Annotated in this window: 20 protein-coding genes, 1 tRNA gene and 2 riboswitches; of the genes, 3 read left to right on the top strand and 18 right to left on the bottom strand. The window is 47.2% G+C overall.

The window, feature by feature from the left end; all coding sequences use genetic code 11:
* Window positions 1-354: 354 nt before the first annotated feature.
* The 12 genes from POTG_RS10680 to POTG_RS10625 all read right to left on the bottom strand — a co-directional run bounded on the left by POTG_RS10680 (window position 355) and on the right by POTG_RS10625 (window position 15,066).
* A complete protein-coding gene (locus POTG_RS10680) occupies window positions 355-924 on the bottom strand; it encodes a LuxR C-terminal-related transcriptional regulator (protein ID WP_232282278.1) in 570 nt (189 codons plus the stop codon).
* On the bottom strand, window positions 839-2,374 hold the full coding sequence (locus tag POTG_RS24795) for a sensor histidine kinase (RefSeq protein WP_009224837.1): 1,536 nt from the start codon (window positions 2,372-2,374) through the stop codon (window positions 839-841). Before POTG_RS24795 ends, POTG_RS10680 begins: the two co-directional genes overlap by 86 nt.
* A gap of 106 nt (window positions 2,375-2,480) precedes the next feature.
* Window positions 2,481-2,566, bottom strand: a riboswitch (cyclic di-GMP riboswitch).
* 1,365 nt (window positions 2,567-3,931) lie between these two features.
* Window positions 3,932-4,015: transfer RNA gene (locus POTG_RS10675), tRNA-Leu, on the bottom strand.
* A gap of 127 nt (window positions 4,016-4,142) precedes the next feature.
* Complete coding sequence (locus POTG_RS10670) at window positions 4,143-5,807, bottom strand: hypothetical protein (protein ID WP_036644980.1); 1,665 nt, start codon at window positions 5,805-5,807, stop codon at window positions 4,143-4,145.
* 316 nt (window positions 5,808-6,123) lie between these two features.
* Window positions 6,124-7,812 (bottom strand): hypothetical protein, encoded by a 1,689-nt coding sequence (locus POTG_RS10660; RefSeq protein WP_009224834.1) that lies wholly within the window; start codon window positions 7,810-7,812, stop codon window positions 6,124-6,126.
* 443 nt (window positions 7,813-8,255) lie between these two features.
* Window positions 8,256-8,702, bottom strand: a complete 447-nt coding sequence (locus POTG_RS10655; RefSeq protein ID WP_009224833.1) for a GNAT family N-acetyltransferase — start codon at window positions 8,700-8,702, stop codon at window positions 8,256-8,258.
* 246 nt (window positions 8,703-8,948) lie between these two features.
* The gene (locus POTG_RS10650; protein WP_036644978.1) at window positions 8,949-9,602 is read right to left on the bottom strand and encodes an ion channel; all 654 of its coding nucleotides are present in this window, start codon (window positions 9,600-9,602) and stop codon (window positions 8,949-8,951) included.
* A gap of 187 nt (window positions 9,603-9,789) precedes the next feature.
* Window positions 9,790-10,290 (bottom strand): hypothetical protein, encoded by a 501-nt coding sequence (locus POTG_RS10645; RefSeq protein WP_009224831.1) that lies wholly within the window; start codon window positions 10,288-10,290, stop codon window positions 9,790-9,792.
* A 171-nt stretch (window positions 10,291-10,461) separates the two neighbouring features.
* The gene (locus tag POTG_RS10640; protein ID WP_009224830.1) at window positions 10,462-11,604 is read right to left on the bottom strand and encodes a tyrosine-type recombinase/integrase; all 1,143 of its coding nucleotides are present in this window, start codon (window positions 11,602-11,604) and stop codon (window positions 10,462-10,464) included.
* Between the two features lie 120 nt (window positions 11,605-11,724).
* Entirely contained in the window at window positions 11,725-12,510 is a 786-nt protein-coding gene (sdhB, locus tag POTG_RS10635; RefSeq protein ID WP_009224829.1) for a succinate dehydrogenase iron-sulfur subunit, read from the bottom strand.
* A 12-nt stretch (window positions 12,511-12,522) separates the two neighbouring features.
* Window positions 12,523-14,268 carry a succinate dehydrogenase flavoprotein subunit gene (gene sdhA, locus POTG_RS10630; protein WP_009224828.1) on the bottom strand — a complete coding sequence of 582 codons (1,746 nt, stop codon included), beginning with the start codon at window positions 14,266-14,268 and terminating at the stop codon, window positions 12,523-12,525.
* A 126-nt stretch (window positions 14,269-14,394) separates the two neighbouring features.
* On the bottom strand, window positions 14,395-15,066 hold the full coding sequence (locus tag POTG_RS10625; protein WP_009224827.1) for a succinate dehydrogenase cytochrome b558 subunit: 672 nt from the start codon (window positions 15,064-15,066) through the stop codon (window positions 14,395-14,397).
* 283 nt (window positions 15,067-15,349) lie between these two features.
* On the opposite strand from POTG_RS10625, the gene POTG_RS10620 reads away from it, so the two are divergent.
* A complete protein-coding gene (locus tag POTG_RS10620) occupies window positions 15,350-16,261 on the top strand; it encodes a LysR family transcriptional regulator (RefSeq protein WP_009224826.1) in 912 nt (303 codons plus the stop codon).
* Between the two features lie 99 nt (window positions 16,262-16,360).
* Here POTG_RS10620 and POTG_RS10615 read toward each other — a convergent pair whose 3' ends face one another.
* The 3 genes from POTG_RS10615 to POTG_RS10605 are packed head-to-tail and all read right to left on the bottom strand — an operon-like array spanning window position 16,361 to window position 19,707.
* On the bottom strand, window positions 16,361-17,641 hold the full coding sequence (locus POTG_RS10615) for an ArsB/NhaD family transporter (protein WP_009224825.1): 1,281 nt from the start codon (window positions 17,639-17,641) through the stop codon (window positions 16,361-16,363).
* Window positions 17,642-17,683: 42 nt separating this feature from the next.
* The gene (locus tag POTG_RS10610) at window positions 17,684-18,346 is read right to left on the bottom strand and encodes a potassium channel family protein (RefSeq protein ID WP_009224824.1); all 663 of its coding nucleotides are present in this window, start codon (window positions 18,344-18,346) and stop codon (window positions 17,684-17,686) included.
* A gap of 17 nt (window positions 18,347-18,363) precedes the next feature.
* The gene (locus tag POTG_RS10605) at window positions 18,364-19,707 is read right to left on the bottom strand and encodes a TrkH family potassium uptake protein (protein WP_009224823.1); all 1,344 of its coding nucleotides are present in this window, start codon (window positions 19,705-19,707) and stop codon (window positions 18,364-18,366) included.
* 67 nt (window positions 19,708-19,774) lie between these two features.
* Window positions 19,775-19,937: riboswitch (cyclic di-AMP (ydaO/yuaA leader) on the bottom strand.
* 349 nt (window positions 19,938-20,286) lie between these two features.
* Here POTG_RS10605 and POTG_RS10600 point away from each other — a divergent pair.
* The gene (locus tag POTG_RS10600) at window positions 20,287-21,999 is read left to right on the top strand and encodes a type II CAAX endopeptidase family protein (RefSeq protein WP_036645020.1); all 1,713 of its coding nucleotides are present in this window, start codon (window positions 20,287-20,289) and stop codon (window positions 21,997-21,999) included.
* Here POTG_RS10600 and uvrC read toward each other — a convergent pair.
* Both uvrC and trxA read right to left on the bottom strand, forming a co-directional pair.
* On the bottom strand, window positions 21,959-23,776 hold the full coding sequence (gene uvrC / locus POTG_RS10595; RefSeq protein ID WP_050769744.1) for an excinuclease ABC subunit UvrC: 1,818 nt from the start codon (window positions 23,774-23,776) through the stop codon (window positions 21,959-21,961). The two genes, POTG_RS10600 and uvrC, sit on opposite strands and share 41 nt — an antisense overlap.
* A 144-nt stretch (window positions 23,777-23,920) precedes the next feature.
* A complete protein-coding gene (gene trxA / locus POTG_RS10590) occupies window positions 23,921-24,238 on the bottom strand; it encodes a thioredoxin (RefSeq protein ID WP_009224820.1) in 318 nt (105 codons plus the stop codon).
* Window positions 24,239-24,510: 272 nt separating this feature from the next.
* Between trxA and POTG_RS23450 the strand changes: the two genes are divergently transcribed.
* Window positions 24,511-24,666, top strand: a complete 156-nt coding sequence (locus POTG_RS23450; protein ID WP_009224819.1) for a hypothetical protein — start codon at window positions 24,511-24,513, stop codon at window positions 24,664-24,666.
* Between the two features lie 93 nt (window positions 24,667-24,759).
* On the opposite strand, the gene dnaI is transcribed toward POTG_RS23450, so the two are convergent.
* Window positions 24,760-25,713 (bottom strand): primosomal protein DnaI, encoded by a 954-nt coding sequence (gene dnaI / locus POTG_RS10585; protein ID WP_009224818.1) that lies wholly within the window; start codon window positions 25,711-25,713, stop codon window positions 24,760-24,762.
* Between the last annotated feature and the right edge of the window lie 11 nt (window positions 25,714-25,724).

The raw sequence follows: 25,724 nt of genomic DNA, 5'->3' as shown, positions 1-25,724 counted from the left end.
CTATGGCAGTAAGCGGTATATCGAATTCAGCAATGCCAAAGAATTGCGGGATGGGAAATATGCACGGAGGGACTAGGAAAACATCGTTAGATCACCAACATACTGAAACAGTGCATCAGCAGCACAAACCAGAGAAGCAAGATCAATATCGCGGACAAAACATAGATACTAAAGCTTAAAAGTTTAAATACCCTTGATTGTGAGGCAGGGATAGGTAGCCAGTCGTCAGATTTCAGTCGACGGCTGGTTACGCATTCCTGACTGGTTGTTTGACTAACAAACAAAAAGAATAGCATCTACCCTGTATTGGCTAAAGGTGCTATTCCCGGTTTTCTATATCAATACACATGGACTTTATAATATTCCTTTCAATTTTGCTTTTTTGGCAGCTTCTCTACCGGTATGAACCTTTAATTTTCGAATCACTCGGTTTACATGCTTTTTGGCCGTACTTTCCGTTATATGCAAATGTTCCCCAATTGCGGAACGGGTATGACCATTATGAATAAAACGGAGGATTTCAACTTCGGTTCGCGTCAAATTTTGGCGCATTTCTTGTTGCTTCATTCGAACAAATTCGGATCGAAGCACGCCTGCAGCCGAAGCATGAATGGAGGATAGTCCCGAATGTGCAGCTCGAATAGCCTCCGGAATATCTTCGAGCGCCGTTTTGACAATATAATTGAAAGCACCGTTGCCGAACGCCTCGGAAACGATCTCTGCCTGGTCTAATACCGTAAGCATGATGACTTTCGCCTTACTCATGCAGACAATTTCGAGCGCTGCGTCAAGCCCGTCTGCTTTTTTCCCATCCAACACCACATCCAATAGTACCACATCAATGTCTAACATACTGACAATGCGAATTGCATTGACTTTCGTCCGAGCCGTTCCGACCAAAAACAAATCCGGTTCTCGATTCACCGTTTCGGATATATATTCGTTCCACACCGGATCGTCTTCCACCAATAATACTTTGATCTTGCTCATGGTCTCCCTCCCATCGGTTCAATGGCGGTGAATGACGAATGACTCTTTGGATGGGAAAATGAAGCGTAAATGTCGTACCGATTCCGATTAGACTTTGTACCTCGATGGATCCTTGATGGTGACGCATGACTTCATGACTGTAGAATAAACCCAATCCATCGTTCTCTTCGTTCGACTTGGTTGTAAAATGAGGTTCAAAAATATACGGCATTGCTTCCGGAGCGATGCCGCAACCGGAATCACGAACAGAGATATCCAGCGTTTCTTGCGACAGACTCGACGTTATTGTCAGACACCCTCCTTCGGACATCGCTTCAATGGCATTATAGAAGAGGTTCTTCATGACTTGCTGCACGTGAACAGAATCACAACACAAAACAATCGATTCATCCAATTTTTTTCGGACGATAAGATTCTTGCTGCAAAATTCTCCCGTCAAGCTATTCAATAGTTGCTCAACGAGTTCATTTATAATGCATGACTGCTCGTACAATACCAACTGTTGTGATGAATTACGAAAACGGAAAGCTATTGCCATAATCCGCTCGGTAGCATCGATCAAATGAGATGTATCCCGATACAATTCCTGTTGCTTGGTCCGTTGGGCAAGATAAAATATACGTCTGGCTGCAATCTGTATTTTTCCAAGTTCACTTTTTAAAGCATGATAGAATTGAAATGTAAGCGGAGTCTCCCCATATGGCTCTGGGGATGTGGAATACTTCTCCAATCGGATTCGGACGCCCAATACACCGTAACGTACAACAAATACAAAAAAGAAAATGCACACGGCTGCTAAACCAGCACGTTTGGTATCAAAGGGCGGGTGGAATTGGAGCAAAGGCAGAATATAATCGAAAAGCAGTACAAAACCGATCGACGGTACAACAATCCAACAGACCACACGGTGTTGCTGCCTGATCCTCTTATCAACTTCACGGTATGCCAACCTCAAGCATGGCACTGCTGCGGTAGCGTAATAAATCATTGCCCAGAACGGTATCGGTCGTGTATCACGTGAAGCCTCTGAAGGTAGAAGAAACATGATCAGAACCGGTATCAGTGCCCCGACGATTATGGAGCGCTTCCAACTCTTTCGCCGTTGAAACCACCCCGCATAGCTCAAGCTGAACATCAATAATGAATAGGGAGGCAAGTATAAGGCTAAGAAGTAAAAAAAACCTTTTACCCACTCTAATCCGGCTATAATTGGACCGTTTGCCAAGGGGACAATTACGGGAATTATCTTCTCATCTATGGCGATAGTCAACTCTCCGAGTACAGAGAAAAAAGCGACTGAACCGGCCCAACGATTTGGCTCTCTTGTCGGATGGGCGAATAGCAGAATGGCGGTCATCAGCAATAATGACAGTACAAGCACCACTTCAGTTCCCTCCCTCGATGAGGTTCCTCGGCTTATTCGGAATCGGACATAGACGACAAAAAAGACACGTACCCTAAACGTGCCTTTTCTCCGGAAGCCAGCCTTTTAGGGTAACCCGGCGATCATAGCCTTACGGCCGCAGACCCGTGGCTTTGCGTCCCCGTCTTTCGAGCGGGTTTGCCATTTTTCCTTCAGCTCATATTTATTTGGACAACCAATAGGAGAATAGTTCATAACCCATTCGTCCATGGCGATGTTCGAATCCCTCACCTGACCTCATAATGTCATTTAACAGCCACCAGGTACTACCTACATAGATTTGACATCAGATCCCTCCTCTTTTTCAGTCTTTCTATAGAAAAGTACTAGAAGCACAGTTTCGACCGAAAAACGGACCTTTGTCCTAATAACCGAGCCGAAAAATATGGTCCAAATTCCTGTCTAATCCTCGCTTTATAGACATATTATACTAGAAGATTCCAGCTTTTGCGAGAATATAGTTGCTAAAACTTTCCTTATTTATTTTCATTTTGGGTCACATTCATTCGAATTGGAAATATAGGTATCGAACAGCAGTGTCTTTTAGTTTTTTGTAACATGTGCAAACGTTCATACATAAATTAGAAGCAAAGAACGTCACCTGCTTTTTAACCCCTCGCCCTTTTGGCTTGGGGCTCTTTGTTTTTTCTGTAACAGGCCATCCGTACGCAAGTTTCGAATAGTCCCAATATCTTGGGTTGATTCGCCGACCTGTAGGCGTCAGCGAATCTGAATTATGTATCAAATAAATCATAAAAAGGGCGTTTGACTATAGGCATTCGCCGGATACGGACTAGGTATCTAACCATAGAATAATGTTGTAAAACAACTCAAACGGGAGAGATCGACCGGAATCAAGTTCTGAGTTGGCCTACAGTTACAAGTTTACTGAAGAAAGAATTGCGTATCGCAATATTTAGGCTGAGGATGTTTAAAAGATCGGAAGATTACAAAAATAATCAAAGTAAGCACTAGAGCCCCCAACTTCGAGAAGTTGGGGGTACTTTTTGAGTCTGGACTAACTAAAAGGAACTTATGATCTTACTATCAGTAAATGATAGTCAGGCGACTCCTCTGTTTTAAGAACCTCTTGAATAATTGGACTATTAGGGACATTAGTGAAGCCCAATTTCCTTGCCAATCCAATACTCGCATCCGTGTTGGCATTTTCGATACAAATTCGGTCAAAACCTTTGTTTTGGGTATAATTTTTTAACCACTCGATCACTTTTGTCCCAATCCCCATCCGCTCAGAGACCAATGAAATAACACCAATCTCCGCTCCCGTAACGACAGCAAAACAACATGATCATTATTCCAAAAATAGAGAAAGCAACCGTGCCGCATAAAACCTGTAAAGGTTGTATCGCTTCAAGAAATCGGGTCTTAATGAATAAGTTTCGGCTCCTTAGGTATATGCGAACAAGCGTTGTACTCCCTGCTTATTATTTACTTTAAATGCGAAGAAAACCCTGATCATTGAATTTTTCAACGATCAGGGTTTTTGTTTTAAGTATATGGTACCGGTGAGAGGACTCGAACCTCCACGGGTCTCCCCACTCGATTTTGAGTCGAGCGCGTCTGCCATTCCGCCACATCTACTCCCTTAGTACCTGCTGTTCTTTTATCAGAATTGTTGCCTTCTTCAAATTGATCGCTTACTTCTCCCAAATTATGCCCTAGCGTTTTATAGCCCCTCACTACCTCGATTTAGTTACTTCTAAATTCTCTACTTAATTAAGTTTCTCCAGTAAATAGGAAAAACAGGAGTGCGAAAATGCCGAAAAGACAGAATACCCATAATCGGGAAAGATTCTTCAAAAAAAGAAAATTCCACCTTCTCCATAATCTCTTTCATCTCTTCACAAACCATGGCTCGGTACTGTTCAAAACTCTCGGGCAATTTAATCGTCGTCAGCATTGCCCCAGAGTCGAATAGAGCATTCGATTTAAACATGTGCTTCTCTGAAAGCTCATCTGGAAACCATATTTGAAGATCTACGTTTTTAAAAATCTGATGAATCATGTCACGTGCTTGAACATATTGTTCTGGCACATCAAGTACGACTGTCCATTCTAGCAATATCGGTAATAAAGTGGACGAGGACGGCTCCGCACTCTGCAGTCCCAACTCAACTTCTATTAAGTCATCGTAAGAATCGCTTAGTAGTGGGAACCTTCCAAGTAGTTGATATCCACGACCAATATGCACGAACAATTGATTAATCCACGTCTTCGTTGCACCTAATTGATTTGTCCTGTAAAGTAGGATAAGTGCGGTTGAAATTTCATTGACGTGGGAATCGTATACCGGGAACCGACTGATATTATTATTCTGTATAAGTTTTTGCAAGACATACGCAGCTTTTTGAGCTACTTCTTGAAAATGGTCATTCGGCTCATCCTGTCCAAGTGAATCTTCTGCATATACAAAATCTAATCCGATTGACGCAATGATTCCAATTTGTTCAAATACTAACAATGGATATTCAATCCGCTCCGATCCGTACCCGCTAAGCCCATCGCGAACTAAGCAATGTGGGAGGATCTTATCCAGATACTCATTATTGATTTGACGGCGGGTCTCATCGATCGCAAAAAAAATTTCCCAGAGCTTTTTGTTATCTTTCAAGCCTTCTTGGTGTATCCATTCCCACATACGCAATATTACCCGCTCAGCAGCAAAGACAGCATGCTTAAGATTTCTAGCTTCCCGACTCCAGTGATATACAAGGTTTAAACATAAATGGAGGCTGCGAAGAATCTTTAATGGTTTATTTTGAGATTGCAACGTATCGTTGAATAAAATTTCCTCGACCATTTCATAAAAGTGAGACAAATCGTACTCCACCAAATCAAGAAAGGCTAACGTTTTCCGCATCTGCTTTTGAAGCGATTCCGGTATTACAAACTCATTTAGCAAGTAACGAACAACTAAGGAAGATAGTACATCACCACCCCAAAAATCGAATTCTATCTTGCCTACAACGCTATGATCGTTGATGTAATTAATCCAATTGATAGCCACATCCTGTTTCATATCTCCATTTGTACATATGACAATTTTTTTGGGGAGATCTCGGAATCGGTCATCCAGCATGCTCCGCATGTAGACATCAAAAATTTCGTTCAGTGTGGGCCGAACAGCCTGGGGACCGGTATCCCAATTATTGCGATCAATATCCTTTTGTTTTATGACAAAAAGAAATAGCTTCTCTCGCTGATCCTCAGGATCAATACCAATTGCGGATTGATCGACTCCATATTGCCGAACTCCGCGTTGGGGTTTGAAAATAGGCTGAATATCCATTGAGAGCAGAAGATCGGGAAGGAGATTGTCCAATTCGTTTGACTCTCTTAGCATAGACAAGTATTCACGGACTATAAGTCTCATTCTATATCCTCCCTTCTGCAAAGCCGCCAATCCGCTCTAGTCATGACTTGACCTATTGGGTCCAAATATTCACCTTTAGGAAATTCTATAGCCACCGAGAACTCAGAAAGCCCTGTTTTATTTGTCAGTTTCCCCTGTACTCTAGAGAATGAGGACCTTCCACCCTTCAAAACTACACGATGGACAAGCTGTAATAAAATTGAATTCTTATTGGTGCCTTCTTCGATCTGACGGCTCATTTGTTTTGATTGCATTTTCTCGAATTTTTTCGCCCTCCCTTCTGGCGGGAAGAACTCTTTTATTTTCGGGAGACCACTCAAATCCTGCAGATAGCTGTCCAGGTCGCTAAGGATGACACTTGCAACTTTTCTTTCCGTATCCGTGTATCCGTGCCATTTTCTGTTTTATCAGTAAGAATCTCACGAGTAGCCCCCGGATAATTATATGCTATATAATCCCTGAACGCGGCTCTTACCAACATATTGATCGTTTCATCCTCAGGTGTTCTTTGTAACACAGAGAATGTGAGATGGCATAAATTTTTATTATCTGCGACGAACCCCAAAATTTTCATTAGCACATACTTGGTGTCTTTAAAAGTCCATTCGCTGATGATTTCTGGATCCAAATGTAAAGTCACACCGTGCACAGTTAAATGATGAAGCATTTCTTGAATATGCAGATGGAATCGCTTGTCATCCGCAATAAACCAAGACGATAGCAATTTCTCAAACCATGGCTTGTTCTCTTTTACTAGTGATAGAAGTAACATGTCAAAGAGCTTAGCAAGAGATTCTTCTCGTTTCGGAGCCTCGTGCTCTAATATCCAGTTCTCTAGTAATTTTTTTACGCAATCTAAATTACTTGAAGCTAGGCGAGTTAGGATAAAATCTAAGTTATTAATAATATCTTTTTGTTCCACCTTCACTTTTGTCAACTGTAGTAATGTTTCCTGAAACCACGTTTTATCCAATTGATCTTTATTATAATTAAACAAAATAAGAGCTACTTGGGCCTGAACCTCTGGCAAAGACTCTGTAGATAATATTTGTATGGCAAGCTGTGCACGTTCCGACAAGGGGACAAGTTGCCCATACGCATATGCCAAGGCTTGACGCACTTGAATATTTGGTTCGTCTTTAAGTAGTTTATCAAACTTCACTAACGTGTTATTTATTTGATCGTCATTAGTTTCGCTGTAAGGAAGGAGTCCTAATATGCGCACGCCAGCATCGACTAACGATTCCTGATGAGAGTCCACAAGATTCAATGTTTTGCTAAACACACTTTGAATTCCTTCACTTCGAGCAAGACCAACAGCAACTGCTGTAATGAGCCAAACGGACTTAAAGTCAGGAAATGTCGACCAAGTTTCCCATAACTCTCGACCAATATCAGGATAATTTGTAGCTAGTATTTCCACACCTTTAGCAAGGACCTTTATATAGGGAATTTGAGTATCGTGCAGATCTTCCAAAAAGTTTATAATACGCTCTGGTTTCAAGTGTAGGTAAGGCAGCACATTAGATACGGTTTGCAATAGCAACCAATGGTCTCTTTCCGTATCAGTCTTTAGAATTAAGACAAGTGACTCCAAAATATCTTTTCCATAATGACGCTGCAATAGTATCAACAGCATCACTTCTATATACTGCAGCTGTTCGAACGACACGTATTCTAATTGTAAAGAATCAATTTCATCCCAGAACTCTTCTTTATACACCCATACTACCTCAAGACGTGATAAGATCAAAGATTTTGCCCAAAAATACAAAAAATATTGAGAGTCCGTAAACGATATAGCATCATCAGATGTCTTTACAAGGATACCTTCTTGAATAGCATAAATTATCTCATTGCTCTTTAATTCATCTGACCAAGATACACTAGGAGATTTAGCATGGTAAATACGTTTTGCTATTTCACCTAGTACCACTTCACCTTCTGGATTAGCCGCAGAATATTTTTCTAGAGTTACGAGCTTTGTCTCATCTATTTCTAACACAAGCTCCCCCTCCCCTTTTAAGTATTTACCTCAAATTAATAGTTCTATGTAAATGAATAAAAACCTGTGGAAGAGGACTTAAAATTGACGAATGTCAAAAATACTTTTTACTTTTAGAATTTTCAATTTTATTACGCTATACGTTAATTACGTTAGGATACTTTTAATCTTACATTAATTCCGTCATAATTCATGCGCTTGACTGTTGATTCAATAGGAGCTATGATCCTTTCAGCAGCCTCGTATATCTTGTGAAAATCAGGTGCACATATCTTTTTCCGCGTATTACCTTCAAGAACCTGATTCGTATATCTTGGCTGAAAAAATTCAAGTTATGCGAAGACAAAGCGACAAAAGCGAAGTGGGGAATTAGTGAAAAGCCTTATGTGATAAGGGTTACAAGTATTTCTGAAGGGCCGGAAAATGGCTCGTATAATACGGTGTTATGTGAAGTTCCTGACCTCTTGAATAAACTTCGAATTTATTAATATGCATTTATATCGTTCTACTCCAGGATATTTCTCTCCCAAAGTCGTAATGTAAAAGCCAATCTTTCTATAAAAATCTACTGCATCCTTATCGGTTTCGGCTTCTATTCTTCTTATATGATTCTCTTTCAAAAATTCCATTATTAATTTAGTGCCTAATCCTTGTCTTCTATTACTAGATTTTATTGCTATATGTTTTAATTCAACTTCGTTATCTGATTGAAAAACGATTCCGAGTAACCCAACTAATTTTTGGTTCTCAATTCTTCCTAGTAATATTCTAGATTGATCATTCTTATATTGTTCATATTCCTGAACTACTCGTTCTTCCTCTGAGAACATGCATTCAGCTAATAAATTTATGATTTCCTTTCGATCATTGTAATCTTTTAGATTAATCATTGATTTGGATTTCACCTAATTTCATTTTTCTTTTCTCTCAGGAATTTCGCATAACGTTGTTGTATTCACGAACCCGAGAGGCTTAAGGTCCGCTAGGACCGGGTGGCTCCGCCACTTAGCCTCACAGGGTTGTCTGCAGAATCCACTTCCTCGAAATGCCCCTTGCAGACCAAGGGCTGTAAGGCCCGAAGCGTGAATACTGTGTTATGCGTAGTTATTGGCCTCTTCGAATATTCCCCCGTTTCCTTACTCTTCTTTGTTTTTTATCTGTCTACTTTTGTTAGTAATTAAGAATGGTGATTTCGTTTTAAATTTATCTTTAAAGTATGCAAAAGAAGATATAGCATAAATTACTGTGATAAATCCGAGCACAACTTCCAGTAAAACCAATAACCTTGGAAGGCTTCCTACTGGGCTTATATCACTAAAACCAACAGTAAATATAATAGTACTGAAATATAAAAACGAAATGAGCTGACTTAACATTCCTTCTCCTACATTACCTTGAAAAGCAGTATTTCCTGAAACTCTATATACGATTGTATAAATTAAAGCAAAATATATGCACGAAGATGCAGCGGCATACCCAATTCTAAATAGTGCTTTTGTTACATTATCATCAATAGATGACTGAGCAATTCTTTCAAATATATATAGAATATAGAACCCAGTAATTATGAAACTAAAAATTAACACACAAAAAATGGTTTGATTTATATTACCCGCAAATATATCGATAACTGAACCGAAACTAACTAAGTTAGCAAAATAAATTAATAATGGAAGTAGAATAGGAGTAAAAATCAAGGCCCTAGCAGAAAGAAAGCGTTCCAGTTTATTAAAAATAAATATTACAAGCATTAAAAGTAGCAAAGCTAGTATTGTTTGAAAAAATCCCACAGTTGACACCTACTTTATATTCTTTGATCTTCCAATAATTACGCATAACGTTCCCGTATTCACGACGCCCAGCGAATGCTGGGTGTGTCCGGCTCTGCTTCTACTTCCACGAAATCCCTCTGCCGGACCGAGGGCGTATGCCCGATGCGTGAATATAATGTTATGTGATGTCAGCATCTTCTTCGAACTACTTAAGTCGGTTCTTTGATTTCTTTGCGATGGTTTTAAACTCTTCGTATTTCTCTCTCGATGCTTTAATTTTACTCTCAACAACATACGGGGCAGCAGCTGCTAAGTTAGGTAACTTCTCATTTATGTAACTGTATAATGATCTTTTCTCACTATCGGTTGGAACTATTGGAGCAACAGGTATAGGTAATGGTTTATCATCTACTTCTACTTCTTCGAGTAAACTCGGCATTCCAAAAGCAAAGAAATTATGAAAAGCTCTTTTCCTATCTACTTCTGTTTCTTCATAATTACCATTGGAATCTAATCGGAATCGGTCAAATTCGACCGTAAGCAATTGATGTGGCTTCCTGTCTTTATTTTTGTAAAATAAAATGACCTCAAGTACATTCTGATTTGCTAATTGAGGTACAGACTTATATTTGTGATTTTTGGGTTGAGAGATCTTTATAATCTTATCTCCATTAGAAGAAATGAATAAATATCTGCATCCAGTCATTCATACCACTCTTTCAATTTTTTATTTATGCTGATTTCACATAACTCCCTTATCTCTGCACGTCACAAATACCATCTTGACCTGGGGATTTGCGTAATCGATTACATCTCCTTAATTATACCTCCATTCCTTAATTCTGTAAGTTGTAATTTATCCTCCTCCCGGAGTCTGCTATTCCCCCCTTCGATCACGTAAAATCCGATCAAGCGGACTCTTAATCCGTTTCAGATTCTTGGTGCTGACGTGAGTGTAGCGTTCGGTGGTGGAGGGATTGGCGTGGCCCAGCAGTTCCTGGATATAGCGGAGGTCGGTGCCGTTCTCAAGCAAATGGGTGGCGAAAGAGTGCCGAAGGACGTGAATGCCTACCTGTTTCCGGATGCCGGAGGTTTGCAGGGCTTCCTGAAATACCTTTTGCAATGAACGTTCATGCAAGTGGCTCCCCGAATGCTGCCCCGGAAACAACCACATCGAGTTGGAGAGTCGCTCCGCTTCTACGTATTTTTGGATCATGTCCCAAGCCGTTTGCGATAGTAAGGTATGCCTGTCCTTTTTGCCTTTTCCTTGCCGGACTCGAAGGATGCCGCGTTCTGGGTCGATATCCGTGACTTTCAGCCGGACGACCTCGCTCACGCGCAGCCCTGAGGCGTAAGCCAGATACAACATCGTGCGGTGCTTCAGATTCGTCGGCGCTTGGATAACGCGGAGTACTTCCTGCTCCGATAGGACATAGGGCAGTTTTTTCTCTTTTTGGGGTCGGATATATTTCATCTGTTCGGAAGGTTGCTTGAATACCTCGACGGCCAGGAAACGCAAAGCACTGATGGCTTGGTTCACATAAGCAGGAGAGTGCCCTTGCTCAAGGAGCTGCAAAGCATACTGTTGTGTACGGGACGAGTCGATGATCGCGGACGTCATTTTCTCATCCTTGAGGGTTCCTGGGCTTTTCATCTTCAAATGATCAGCCAAGTTCTGTAAATATCGCCGGACATGCCCCCTGTAGGCCTTGCTGGTTTTGAGGCTGTATCCCTTCAGCTTGAGCGTGGTGAGCAGCTTTTGATCCAGGGCCTGAATGAGTTTTTCATTACTGGATAGCTTTGACGACACGGCTAACCCGTCCATTCGAATCTCCGCTTCCGGAAAGCACTCTGCGAATTGCCTGATTTTCTCCTCTGTGCAAGGAAAACGCCAGAACTTCCCATTAGGATCCCACTTCCCTCCCCCAACCGCACGCAGCTTACCTACATCCTCTTTCGAGAAATCCTCCAATTTCACGGAAACCTGATCATGTTCGATCCGATGAATATGAATGTACATCCCTGATCCCCTCCATTATTCTGTCTAGCTCGAAAAAAAGAGACAGCCCCTCCCGGGGTCTGTCTCCGATTCTTTCGGATGAATGGCGTTACTTTATCGGTATGAATCCATTAGATTCTATTACTGCATAAACCACATTTTAAACATATGCTTCGTGGTCGCCTTGTTCATTTCGGCGATGGAGGTGGTCAGCGGGATGCCTTTCGGGCAGGCGCGGACGCAGTTTTGCGAGTTGCCGCAGCCTTCGATGCCGCCGGGTTCCATCAGGGCCTCCAGACGCTCTTCGGCGTTCATCTCGCCTGTTGGATGCGCGTTGAATAAGCGCACTTGGGAAATGGCTGCCGGACCGATGAAGTCCGTCTTCTCATTGACGTTTGGACAAGCCTCCAGGCAGACGCCGCAGGTCATGCACTTGGACAGTTCATACGCCCATTGGCGCTTCTTCTCCGGCATCCGCGGCCCGGGTCCCAGATCGTACGTGCCGTCGATCGGGATCCATGCTTTCACCCGCTTGAGCGCATTAAACATCCGGCTGCGGTCGATCACCAGGTCACGCACGACCGGGAACGTCCGCATCGGTTCAATGCGAATCGGCTGTTCCAAATTGTCGATGAGTGCCGCACAAGCCTGGCGCGGTTTGCCGTTGATCACCATCGAGCAGGCGCCGCACACTTCCTCCAGACAGTTGGACTCCCAGCAAACCGGCGAGGTATGCTCGCCCTTCCGGTTCACCGGGTTCCGCTGGATTTCCATCAAGGCGCTGATCACGTTCATGCCAGGGCGGTAATCCAGCTCGAATTCTTCCGTATAAGGCTTCGAGTTCGGATCATCCTGGCGTGTAATGATGAATTTAACTTTTTTGGCCGTTTGTTGTTTGGCCGATACATCCGTTTCCGCCATTGCCATGGGTATCCCCTCCTATTTGTCCTTCGAGTAGTCGCGAATCCGCGGTGGGATCAAGGAGACGTCGACCGGTTCGTACGAAATTTCCGGGCCGTCCGGCGTCCACTTCGCCATTGTCGTCTTCAAGAATTCCTCGTCGTTCCGGTTCGGGAACTCCGGTTTGTAATGCGCGCCCCGGCTTTCGTTACGCAGCAGCGCACCCTTCGTCATGGCTTCGGCCAGCTCCAGCATATTCCACAGCTGACGGGTGAACGCCGCTCCCGTATTGTTCCAGCGGGACGTATCGTTGATGTTGATCTTTTTGTAACGTTCTTTGAGTTCTTTGATTTTGCCTATGGTTGCTTCCAAGCGATCGTTGTGACGAACGACGGTCATGTTCGCGGTCATCCATTCGCCCAGTTCTTTGTGGATGACATAGGCATTTTCCGTGCCATCCATCGCCAGGATCCCTTCGTATTTCTCTTCTTGGGCCTTGCGGTAACTTTCGAAAATGCTTGGGCTCAAATCCTCTGCCGATTTCTTCAGGCCGCGAAGATATTCCACCGCTTTCGGTCCGGCCACCATGCCGCCGTAAATCGCCGACACCAGCGAGTTGGCGCCAAGACGGTTCGCCCCGTGATATTGGTATTCGCATTCGCCAGCCGCAAACAGGCCAGGAATGTTGGTCATTTGGTTATAGTCGACCCACATGCCGCCCATGGAGTAATGGACTGCCGGGAAAATTTTCATCGGAATCTTGCGCGGGTCATCACCCATGAACTTCTCATAAATCTCAATAATCCCGCCGAGTTTCACGTCCAGCTCTTTCGGATCTTTGTGGGACAGGTCGAGATACACCATGTTCTCGCCGTTAATGCCCAGCTTCAGGTCCACGCACACATGGAAAATTTCCCGTGTCGCAATATCCCGCGGTACAAGGTTACCGTAAGCCGGATATTTCTCCTCCAGGAAGTACCACGGTTTGCCGTCCTTATACGTCCAGATCCGTCCGCCTTCGCCGCGTGCAGATTCCGACATCAGACGCAGCTTGTCATCGCCCGGAATCGCCGTTGGGTGAATTTGAATGAACTCACCGTTAGCGTACGTGACGCCTTGCTGATACACGGCACTGGCCGCGGTCCCCGTGTTGATGACCGAGTTCGTCGTTTTACCAAAGATAATCCCTGGGCCACCTGTCGCCAAAATGACCGCATCGGAAGGGAACGTGGTGATTTCCATCGAGCGAAGGTTTTGTGCGGTAATGCCGCGGCAGACGCCTTCATCGTCCAAAACAACAGACAGGAACTCCCAGTTTTCATATTTCGTGACCAGGCCGGCCGCTTCATGACGGCGTACCTGCTCATCCAGCGCGTACAGCAGCTGTTGTCCGGTCGTTGCTCCGGCAAACGCCGTGCGGTGATGCTTCGTCCCGCCGAACCGGCGGAAATCAAGCAGCCCCTCCGGCGTGCGGTTGAACATGACGCCCATCCGGTCCATCAAGTGAATGATGCCAGGTGCAGCTTCGCACATCGCCTTCACCGGCGGTTGGTTGGCCAGGAAATCCCCGCCGTATACGGTATCGTCAAAATGCTCCCAAGGCGAGTCGCCTTCGCCTTTCGTATTCACGGCCCCGTTAATGCCGCCTTGCGCGCACACCGAGTGGGAACGTTTTACCGGCACAAGGGAAAACAGCTGTACCGGCACGCCTGCTTCGGCTGATTTGATCGTAGCCATCAAGCCGGCCAAGCCGCCGCCAACGACGATTAAGCTTTGTTTAGCCATTTGCTTTCAACTCCTAAAAGTTTTGTGAGCGATACTTCAACGGAAATGCTTCGTACAAAACTTGCACCGGAAGCATTCGCTTAGTTTTGTGAGCGTTACTTCAAACGAGTCATCTACGAACAAAGCCTAAGCCATCCAAGCCTTTGCCGTCTCCAGCAAGGCAGTGCCTTCGGCTTGGAATTCCGAGCCGCGGAATGCGATCAGCGACCACACGAACATGATAGCAACGATCGCGAACAAGCCCATGCAAATATAGGAGGACACACGTTGCGACCGCGGGCCGACTGTCACGCCCCAGCTGACGAGGAACGACCACAATCCATTCGTAAAGTGGAAGGCCGCCGACACGACCCCAATGATATACAACGTGAAGAGAAGCGGGTTGCTGACGATCTCATGCATCAAGCCGCCCAATTCCTCATGCTCCACATTGCCCAGCGCTACCTGTACACGGGTCTCCACCACGTGCCAGATCACGAACACAAACGCGATAACGCCGGTAATCCGCTGCAACAAATAACGCAGGTTGCGCTCGGTTGGGAACCGCCGATTGTTCGGCTTCGCCTGAAACGCAATATAAAGCCCGTAAACCCCGTGATACAAGAGCGGCAGCCAGATCCCAAAAATCTCCAAAACCAAGACGAGCGGCAGGCTGTTCAGGAACGCGACAGCTTCCCTAAAGCCTTCGCTCCCGCCTTCCACCGCCGAAAAGTTGGTGATCATGTGCTCCAGCAGGAAAAATCCCAGCGGAATGACGCCCAGCAGCGAGTGCAGTTTTCTGGAATAAAACCCTTTCATAAATGCGTATACCCCTTTCTCATTCCATCATCCGTTTCAACTTGCGCAATTTCACTCAAGATTCGACCTTACGGGGGCGCGGAGGTTGAATATGATAAATACCACACCGCAGTCGGTAAAACCCCTTTGTACCTCCAGTTACTTGTGAACAACTTGTGTCACTTTTCATGTTACTCCTTTTTATCTTATAATGGAATTGCAATATATTTATTAATCATTATAACAAATTCGCATAAGCTAACCTGTCGAATCTTGTCCTTCACCCAGAAAAAGGAGGTAACCCATGCTGGAAGAGTTGCTGGTGTTCACCACCGTCGTGGAGCAATCCAGTTTGAACAAAGCATCCAAGCTGTTAAACCTGTCCCAGCCTGCCCTTTCGCGCAAAATTGCAAAATTAGAAGAGGAGTGGGGGGTCTCCCTGTTTCACCGCAAAGGGAAAAGACTCGAGCTGACCCGCGTCGGGCAGGAAGCTTACCAATATGCGCTGGAACAGCGGCAACGCCACCAGAACTTCCTGCAGACCGTGTCCCGAATCAAGGCAGCGGAGCGCCGTATCGTCACGTTAGGCGCCAGCCTGACGACGATCCAAACCACCCTGCCGCCGCTCGTGACCTCATTAATGGAGAAGTTTCCAGATATCGAATTGAAGCTCGTTACCGGCAAAACCCATGAAATCGTCTCTTATGTCCGCGAGAAGAGAGTGGACTTCGGCGTCGTGGCCTCCCTGGTAAATGAGACGGGCTTGAAATGCTTGCCGCTGTTCAAAGACCACCTCGAGTTGGTCGTTCCCAAAGGGCATGAGCTAGCCGCCGCCGGGCAGAAGCGCCGTCTGATCATGGACGATCTGAACGGTCGGCCGATGATCGTATTTTCCAAGGGAACTTGGTATCGCCGGCTGATCGACGACCTGTTTGGACGCTACAGCATCGTGCCCGATATTCGCATGGAAATCGATTCGTTTGAAGCGATCGTCCGCCTGCTGCCGATCTGTAAAGCAGCCGCGCTATTGCCCAAATCGTACCTGCGTATGCCGCTGCTGCGGGATAACGGCCTGCTGACCGTGCCGATTCCAGAACTGGCCCAGACACGGCGCGAAACCTGTCTCGTATATGGCGACAAATCGGAGCTGACGAGCGAAACGAAGGAATGGATCACGCAAATCCGCGAAACCCTCGTGAAAGAATTGCCGCTCTAACGCCACCATGATCCACCCGAACCTAAACAGCTATTCGTTACACCAAAAAAGCTGCCGCTCCTTCAGGCTAAAACCTGGATTAGCGGCAGCTTGTCTATTTTAAATGAAGTATCGCAAATAAACGTAGAGGCTGGAGATCAAAATGGTGACGATCATCAGCGGCAGCCCGTATTTCAAATATTTTAGGAAGCTGATCGGTTCCCCTTCCTTGGCGGACATCCCAGCAGCGATCAAATTGGCGCTGGCTCCGATTAATGTTCCGTTTCCACCGAGACAAGCGCCAAGCGATAGGCTCCACCATAGCGGCTCCAGGTGCTGAATCCCCATTCCGCCCATGTCTTGGATCATCGGAATCATCGTCGCCACCAGCGGAATATTGTCGATAAACGCCGACGCCAAAGCACTCAGCCAGAGGATCAGCATCGAGGTGGTTAGCGGATCGCCTCCAGTCAGGCGCATCACCTCTTCGGCCACTCTCGTAATGATTCCCGTTTCAACCAACCCTCCGACCAATACGAACAAACCCACGAAAAAGAAGATGGTGGGCCATTCCACCGAACGGAAGGCTTGTTCCATCACGTGCTCGCCGGTCATGAGCAGCAGCAAGAAGGCGCCAGCCAGCGCAATAGTAGCCGTTTCCAGATGTATGTATTGATGAAGGAAAAAGCCCAACAAGGTCAACCCCAAGGCGATCAGGCATTGGGTGAGCAGCTTTTTCTCCGTAATCAAGCCCTCCAGACTGATCTCCATCAAGCTCTGTTGATGAGCATAAGCCTTTTTCAACTCTTTGCGGAAGATCACGATCACAAGCGGCAGAATCACTGCCAAAATGATCAACACGACTGGCGTCAAATTTTGCATGAAGGCTACGAAGGTCAGTTCCTTCACGGCGCTGCCAATCATAATGTTGGGAGGGTCTCCGATTAAAGTCGCCGTCCCGCCGATATTCGTGGCAAGAATCATAGAAAAGAGGTAAGGGAACGCCTGAACCCTCAACCTCCGCGTAATGCTAAATGCCACCGGGACCATCAAAATAATGGTCGTTACGTTATCCAGGAATGCCGAACCTATCGCGGTGATCAGCGCCAGCAACCACAGCAGAGTGATCGGATTGCCTTTGGCCAGCTTGGCCGTCCATATGCCGATGTACGTGAATAAACCGGTCTTGGCTGTCGTATTCACGATGATCATCATCCCGATCAAGAGTCCCAGCGTATTAAAATCAATATGATGCACTGCGCTCTCCTGATCAAGGATGCCAAAGATTATCATGAACGCCGCACCAGCCATAGCCAGCACCGTTCGGTGAATTTTCTCAGATATAATGAGTGCGTAGGTCAGCAAAAAAATGATTAAAGCCCAAATGGCCTGTTGTTCCATACTTCTCTCCGTTCCATGCTAGTAAGCCATCTTACCATCTTATTAAGGATTGATGATTGATTCAAATTGCTCGATATTTTTCTTTGCTCCTATAATAACCATAATGTCGCCTTCATTTAACTGATCCATCGCAGTGGGAGCAACCAAAATACCGCCATTGCGGTGAATCGCCACGATGCTGCAGCCAAAGCGTGCCCGCATATTGAGGTCACCTATGCTTTTATGGTTCAAGCAAGTGGGAACTTTCATTTCTACGATGCTGTATTCCTTCGACAGTTCAATATAATCCAGCAAATTTGGAGTAACCAGCTGATGGGCCACACGAACCCCCATGTCGCGTTCTGGATAAATCACCCGATCCACCCCCAGCTTCTCCAGAGCTCGGCCGTGCAGAAGCGAGATCGCTTTGGCAACTACCGTTTTAATGCCAAGATCTTTGAGGAGAATAGCTGCCAGGATGCTCATTTGAATGTCGGTGCCAATCGCTACGATCCCGCAATCGAAATTACGAACCCCCAGCGACTTCAGCACCTCTTCTTCTGTAGCATCGGCGACAACCGTATGCGTGAGCCGATCGCTAAGTTCTTCCACGATCTCTTCATTCCGGTCGATGCCCAGAACCTCATATCCTAACTCCATCAATTCCAAGGCCAGACTCGAGCCGAAGCGCCCCAAGCCGATGATCACAAACTGCTGCTTTTTCATTTTTGCCCGTTTTCCCCTTATCCAATAATGATTTTGCCTTCTGGATGGCGGTACAGCTCTTTTCCTTTCTTCGGACCGAGCGCATAAGCAAGCGTCAGCGGCCCGAGCCGACCGGCGAACATGGTGAAGCTGATGATAATTTTACCGATAACCGTTAGTTTCCCCGTCAACCCCATCGTAAGTCCGACCGTGCCGAAAGCCGAAGTGGTTTCAAACAAAATCGATAAAAAGCTCGCGTCCTCCGTGGTAGACAATACCATTGCCACTGCTAAGACCAGGAATAAGGCAAGCATCGTGATCGTAAGCGCCTTAAAGACCCGTTCCCCGGCCATCCGGTACCTGAACAGGACTAGGTCAGTCCTTCCGCGAATCATCGAACCAACCGAGCCGACCAGAATCGTAAATGTGGTCGTCTTAATTCCGCCCCCCGTAGAGCCTGGGGAGGCCCCGATAAACATCAGGATGATCATGAAGAATTGCGTTGCCTGCCGTAATGACCCAATATCCAGCGTGTTGGCTCCCGCCGTACGCGGCGTCACCGATTGGAAAAACGAACCCCAGATCTTGCCGCTCCAACTGAGCTGAGCAAGCGTACGCGAGTTCGTGAACTCAAAGATGAAAATGACTAACGCCCCGATCACGATCAGCACCGACGTCATCGACAATACCACCTTCGAATGCAACGACAGCTTCCGCCGCTTCCGAAACTCGAATACGTCGGACAGTACGATAAATCCGATCCCGCCCGAGACGATCAGAAACATCGCAACGAAGTTCACGATCGGATCAGCAACGTACTTCGTGAAGCTTTGATATTCACCAAACAGGTCAAACCCTGCATTATTGAACATCGAGACCGCGTGCCAAACTCCGAAATACAGCGCCCTACCAATCGGCATATCGAATGACCATCGAATCGCAAACATCAGCGCCGCACTGGATTCAATAACGAGCGAATACAACAGAACTTTGCGGATTAACCGTACGATTCCTTCCACAGAGTTTTGGTTCATCGCTTCTTGGAGGATGAGACGGTCTTTTAGCGATATTTTTCGTTTCAGGACAAGGGAGAACAAAGTGGCCATGGTCATAAACCCAAGCCCCCCAATCTGGATCAGCAGGACGATCACGACTTGTCCAAAGGTTGAAAAATAGGTCCCGGTATCAACCACGACCAACCCCGTAACACAGGTTGCTGAAGTAGCCGTGAACAGTGCGTCGACGAACGGGAGTGTTTCCCCGGTCGTACTGGAAATCGGCAGCATGAGCAGTAGCGCACCCAGCAAAATAATGATCGCAAACCCAGTCACCAATATCTGCGGCGGAGAAAGGTTAATTTTCTTGGTATGCAACGCGTTCACCTCATCATCGTTCTGAAAAAAACACAAAAGAAAAAAAGCACTGGAAATCCAATGCCTTTCGGTGTTTGGTTCCTGATGCACAGGCCTACGAGGTTAGCTGACGGATTCGGACATGCCCAGTTGCCCTATTCGCGGAACATATCCCCTTGCTGGGAGTTGAAGCTCCGTGAAATTCACCCCAAAATATACGGTTCCCCCGTTTTCATTGCGAAATTCGGCCAATCTTTTCAATTGTTTTCAATCATTTTTCGTCAAATGGATTATATCCCTTATTCCGTCCCGCCACAAAGCTCTATTTTCAAGAAAAAGACCAGAAAAGGACGAAATCAGGGATTGTGCAGATTAAGTTCGCCCCCAATCTAAATGATGCGTAGACTTGCCGAAGTTTTTGCCGTTTCTCGTCAATTTTGCCCTCCGTCTGGCGCAGGGGGGATAGCTGTGTTATCTTTACTTTGACGTACTTGAGGGAAAAACATACCTCATAATATAAGAAGAGTACGTGTTCCCGATTTCATTCAACTTAATAACAAAGGAGTTTTGCGAGTGAGTTCCCCTTTGACGTCAAATGGCCGCCGCAGGATGAAGACCAAAAATCTGTGGCTGCTGGCCGCCCTAGGATTCATTGTGTTCGTCGCCGTTCAACTGTTTCCGACCACCGATTCGGAGTCCTTGCAGCTGCAGCAAGCAAATGAGGTGATCAGCAAACCGGAAGCAGCTGCCCATGCAAGTGAATTTGTCCAATCCGTACTTGGGATCGACCTGCCGAATCCCACGAAGGATAAAGCATTGATTACATACGAAACGCGTTCCGATCTGTTTGGTTACTTAACCAAAGCCGATCTGCTCGCCCCATACTTAAAAACGTATGACAAGCAATTTCCATATGACGTATTTCGCGTCCGTTACACGGACCCCACCGAATCGTTAAGCGCCGTGACCGTGGATGTCCATATGACCACCGGTCAAGTCGTCGGCTTCGAGGAGATCAGTTCCTCCAGCAACGCCACCAAGCAGATGATGCTTAATGTAGGATCGGAAACCACCGATTCCATGAAGGCATGGGAGGGGGATTTAACGTTAGCGGAGAAAGAAGAGCTGGCACAGCCTTACCTGAACGCCTTTGGATTTAAACCAAGCGATCTGGAGCTGGCCTCCGGTGAAGGGGATGTGGGCCTCCTCTACCATATCAATGGCTACACGTTAGGCGAATCGCAAGCGGAAATCAAGCTCAGCTTCGAATACGGCAAGGTTTCCTCGTTGGAGAGCTATTTTACCGTACCGCAGGCTCATCAGGACTACGTCGCCGGACAGACGAAAATCGCCAGCTGGCTCACCTATGCCGGATACGCCCTGTTGACGTTCGTGCTGGCGATTCTGGCGATCGTCTACAGCGCGCTGACGCGGGCCCATACCTCGTTTAAGCGGGGTATTTTCCTGGCTTCGGCTTACTTCGTGCTATCCACGATTGGAACGATCAACATGATCCCCGTGTTCCAAAAAGACGGTCTTGAATCCGGCGTGCTCATCTTTGGCCTCTTCTTCCAAGGTCTGGTGACGTTGTTCCTCGCCGCTTCCGTGTACTTCTCGCTGGTGGGCGGCGATGGACTGTGGCGGAAGAACGGCATCAACTTGTGGGCGCGATCACGGGAAGAAGGGTACGGCCGTTCCATCCTGACCTCCGTGGCTGACGGGTATGCCTGGGCATTGATCCTGTTAGGCGTTCAATCCGTTGTTTTCTTCATTTTAGAGCAAACGATTCATACCTGGTCCACGACCGATGCGACGCAATCGCCTTACAACATGGTGTACCCGCTATTGTTTCCGCTGCTGGCTTGGGTGGCAGGGATCGGAGAAGAAGCGGTGTATCGCTTGTTCGGGATCCCAATGCTGAAGAAAATGTTCCGCAGCACCTTTGTCGCCTGCCTGCTGTCGACCTTAATCTGGGCGTTTGGCCACACGTTGTATCCGATTTATCCGGTCATTTCGCGCCCGATCGAATTAACCTTTATCGGACTGCTGTTCAGCTTCGTGTTCCTGCGCTACGGCTTCGCGACCGTTGTCTTCTCGCACGTCATCTTCGACAGCATCCTGATGTCGCTGAGCCTGATGTTTATGGGCGGAGCGCTGAACATCGTCGCCGGGTTGTTCTACATCGCCTTGCCGGCGATCGTTGCGTATGTGATTTACTTGTTTAACCCGCCAAGCAAGGAGCGGAAGACCCCGACGCCGCAACAAAAAGAGGAGCCGTATGTTATGACTCCTCTGGCGGATCTTCGTCCCGAAGGGCATTAAGGATTTGACGGGCTAATTTATCCCCGATAGAAAGAGGCCGAAAGTCTTCGACGGAGGCCTCTTTAATTTTTTTCAGCGATCCAAAGTGCTTAAGCAGCGCCTTCCGGCGTTTCTCCCCGATGCCGGGGATCGAGTCCAGCCGTGAGGCGACCATCGACTTGGCCCGCTGTTCGCGATGGAACGAAATGGCGAAGCGGTGCACCTCGTCCTGAATCCGCTGCAGCAGGTAGAACTCCTGGCTGTCGCGCGGCAGATAAACCGGCTCCGGCGGATCAAACGCCATCAGCTGTGCGGTTTTATGCTTGGCGTCCTTCACGAGGCCGCATACCGGGATGTGTAGGCCCAGCTCGTTCTCCAGCACATCGGTAGCCGCAGAGATCTGCCCCTTGCCTCCGTCGACCACGATTAGGTCAGGCCGCGGTAAATTCTCCTTCAGCACCCGCTCATAGCGACGGCGGATGACCTCGCGCATCGTCTCGTAATCGTCCGGGCCCTTCACGGTTTTTACTTTATATTTGCGGTATTCCTTCTTGGCCGGCTTGCCGTCAATGAACACCACCATGGCTGAGACCGGGTTCGACCCTTGGATGTTGGAGTTATCAAACGCTTCGATCCGCGACACCGACTCCAGGCCAATCGCTTTGCCGAGGTTCTCGGCCGCCTTCGAGGTGCGTTCCTCATCCCGTTCGATCAGGCGGAACTTCTCGTCCAGCGTCACGCGCGCGTTCTCCTCGGCCATTTTGGTCATTTGCCGCTTTAAGCCGCGTTGCGGCACCAGCGTCTTCACCCCCAGCCATTCCTGCAAGGCGGTTGGAGCATCGAGCGCGCCGGCCTCCTCTTGATCCTCCGGCTTCTCCGGCAGCAGAATCTCCTGCGGCAAAGCCGGGTTATCGCTGTAATACTGCGTCACGTAGGACATAAAATCGCCGTAGGCGTCGCCGTAAAACGGAAAGACCGACGCATGCCGTTCGATCATTTTTCCCTGACGCATGTACAGAATCTGTACGCACATCCAGCCCTTGTCTACGGCATACCCAAACACGTCGCGGTCCTTCGCATCGGTCACCGTAATCTTCTGCTTCTCCATCAGCGCATCGATGTTGATGATTTGGTCGCGCAGTTCCTTGGCCCGCTCGAATTGCAAGGCTTCGGCCGCCTCGTGCATTTTGCGCTCCAGCTCTTTCTTGATCTCCTCATGCCCGCCGCTAAGGAACGAAACAATTTCTTGAGTCATCTTCTCGTACGTTTCCTTCTCCACCTCATGCACGCAAGGCGCCAAGCACTGGCCGATGTGATAATACAAGCACACTTCCTTCGGCATCACATTGCATTTGCGCAGCGGATACATGCGGTCGAGCAGCTTCTTCGTTTGCTGAGCCGCGTAGGCGTTCGGATACGGACCAAAATATTTTGCTTTATCTTTAAGCACCCGCCGGGTCACTTCCAGCCGGGGATGCGGTTCATTCGTAATTTTGATATAGGGGAAAGTCTTGTCATCCTTCAGGAGGATATTGTAACGCGGATGATGTTCTTTAATCAGGTTACATTCCAGGATCAGTGCTTCCATATTGCTCGCGGTCACGATGTATTCGAAGTCGCGGATCTCGGATACGAGCAGCTGGGTTTTCCCGTTATGGCTGCCTGTAAAATAGGAACGGACCCGGTTCTTCAGCACCTTGGCTTTGCCGACGTAAATGATCTTACCGTCTTTGTTCTTCATTAAGTAACAACCCGGGGAATCGGGCAGCAGCGCCAGTTTATGTTGGATTCGCTCCATCGCTTTCTCGTAACTTAACGTTTCATTGGCCGATGTGTCCAAGCTTCCTCCTCCTTTCTCCACGCCAAGTTAACGCAGAAAACGCCTCCGGCCCAAACCGGAGGCGTCATCCAAGGCGTCAAGCGACGCGCCTGATCGTCTGGATTATTGATGTTTAGCGATCAGGTTCTTCAGCGTATCCTTCGAGTTCAATCCGACGATTTTATCGACCGGTTGACCGTCTTTGAACAGGATCAGTGTAGGAATGCTCATCACGCCGAAACGGGAAGCTGTTTCCGGGTTATCATCCACGTTCAGCTTGGCGATCTTCACGGAGTCACCTACTTCTGCATCCAGCTCCTCCAGAATCGGAGCGATCATTTTGCAAGGGCCGCACCATGGAGCCCAAAAATCAACAAGAACCGGACCTTGTCCTTCGATTTCAGCATTGAAGGACTGATCGGATACGTTCACGATAGCCATGATAATTTCCTCCTTATTTGGGTTGCCCGGCCTGGCACTTTAGTGACACAAGCGCGAACAACTGGATAGTTAGACAAAAAAATTGGAGCAGTCAGCCCAAAAAGCTGTTGCCGAACTCATTATACCACACTACACTGAAAAAAAGAAAGTGTATGGTAACGCCTTCTTTACAAAACGAAAAAAGTTTGGTTATACTAAGAATAACCTGAAAACGGATTGTCTATGACATATTTCATTGACGAGACGATAATTTCCTGAGGAGGCCCGTCGCCATGGATGCTAACACGCATGCGAACGATCCGCGGCAGCATATCAACGAAGAACCCCGCAACGATCTGTTTGATTTGATGAACGGCTTTTTTGGCATGTTGACGTTTATGATCGTGATTTTCTTCGGCATGGTCATCATTAAATTTATCGCCAGCTAGGCGGTAACCAGACCTCGAATTAACGAAAGAGCCAGGCGATCCCCCGATAAGGGATGTGCTCGGCTCTTTATCTTTGTCCGCAGTATTCCGTTATTAGGCTTGGCCGCGCTTATTCGTCCCATTCACCTGAACAACGTTCACGAACGGGGCAATCCGATCCATTAACCGTTGGCCCTTATGCCGCTCTTCCCCGTCCTTGCTCGTAAAGCTCAAATGCTTCTCCAACGCACTCAAGGAATAGTTTGACGTGTAGAACGTGGGCTTCCGGTTCATCCGATAATTCAAAATCGCGCCCATGACATGGTCGCGCACCCACGGATTCAGGTTCTCTGCACCGATATCGTCAAAGATCAGCAGATCCACCTGCTTCATCATTTCCACCGTTTCGCGCAGCTTGTCGCTGTCCTGCAGCATGCTCTTCAGCTCTTCCACGAATTCCGGCATATAAACGATGGCGCCGGAGTAACCTTCCTTGGCCAGTTCGTGCAGCAAATAGCACATCAAGAACGTTTTGCCGGTGCCAAACGGACCTTCCAGATACAGCCCTTTCGTTTGCAGGCCGGATTCCTTCGTTTCATTAATATAGCGGAACACTTGCCCTACCGCCGGCGCACGCATGGCATCCTTCGTCATGATTTCCACTTCGTCATAACCGGCTTCCAGCGCCCGCTCATCCACATAAAAGCTATGAATCCGTTTCTTGACGGACAATTCGCGCTCATATTGCAGTTGCTTGGGGCATGGCACCTGACGATCTACAAGCTGCGGGCTCCCGCCCACCTGCTCGACCGTCAGCTTCGTGAAATGGCCGGGGAAATCGTTGGGACATTGCTCCAAGCCCGGGCAGTTGGCGCAGTGCTTGCTGTCGTTGATGTATTGATACAGCTTGGCCATCCCGCGCGTCAGCTGCTCCTGTTCCAGCTCCGGATGTTGGTCCCGGAGTTCCCTTACCAGCGGGTCATTCATCAGACGTGCGGTCAGCTCCTCGGAGCGTTGTTTGAATTGCGTGCTTTTCATCTGCGTAAGCAGTTCCCCAAGTGATTCCATTGGTTGTGTCA

The organism is Paenibacillus sp. oral taxon 786 str. D14, assembly GCF_000159955.1.
Taxonomy (GTDB): domain Bacteria; phylum Bacillota; class Bacilli; order Paenibacillales; family Paenibacillaceae; genus Fontibacillus; species Fontibacillus phoenicis.
Note: the sequence above shows the minus strand (reverse complement) of the source record. Positions and strands in the feature narration are given on the sequence as shown.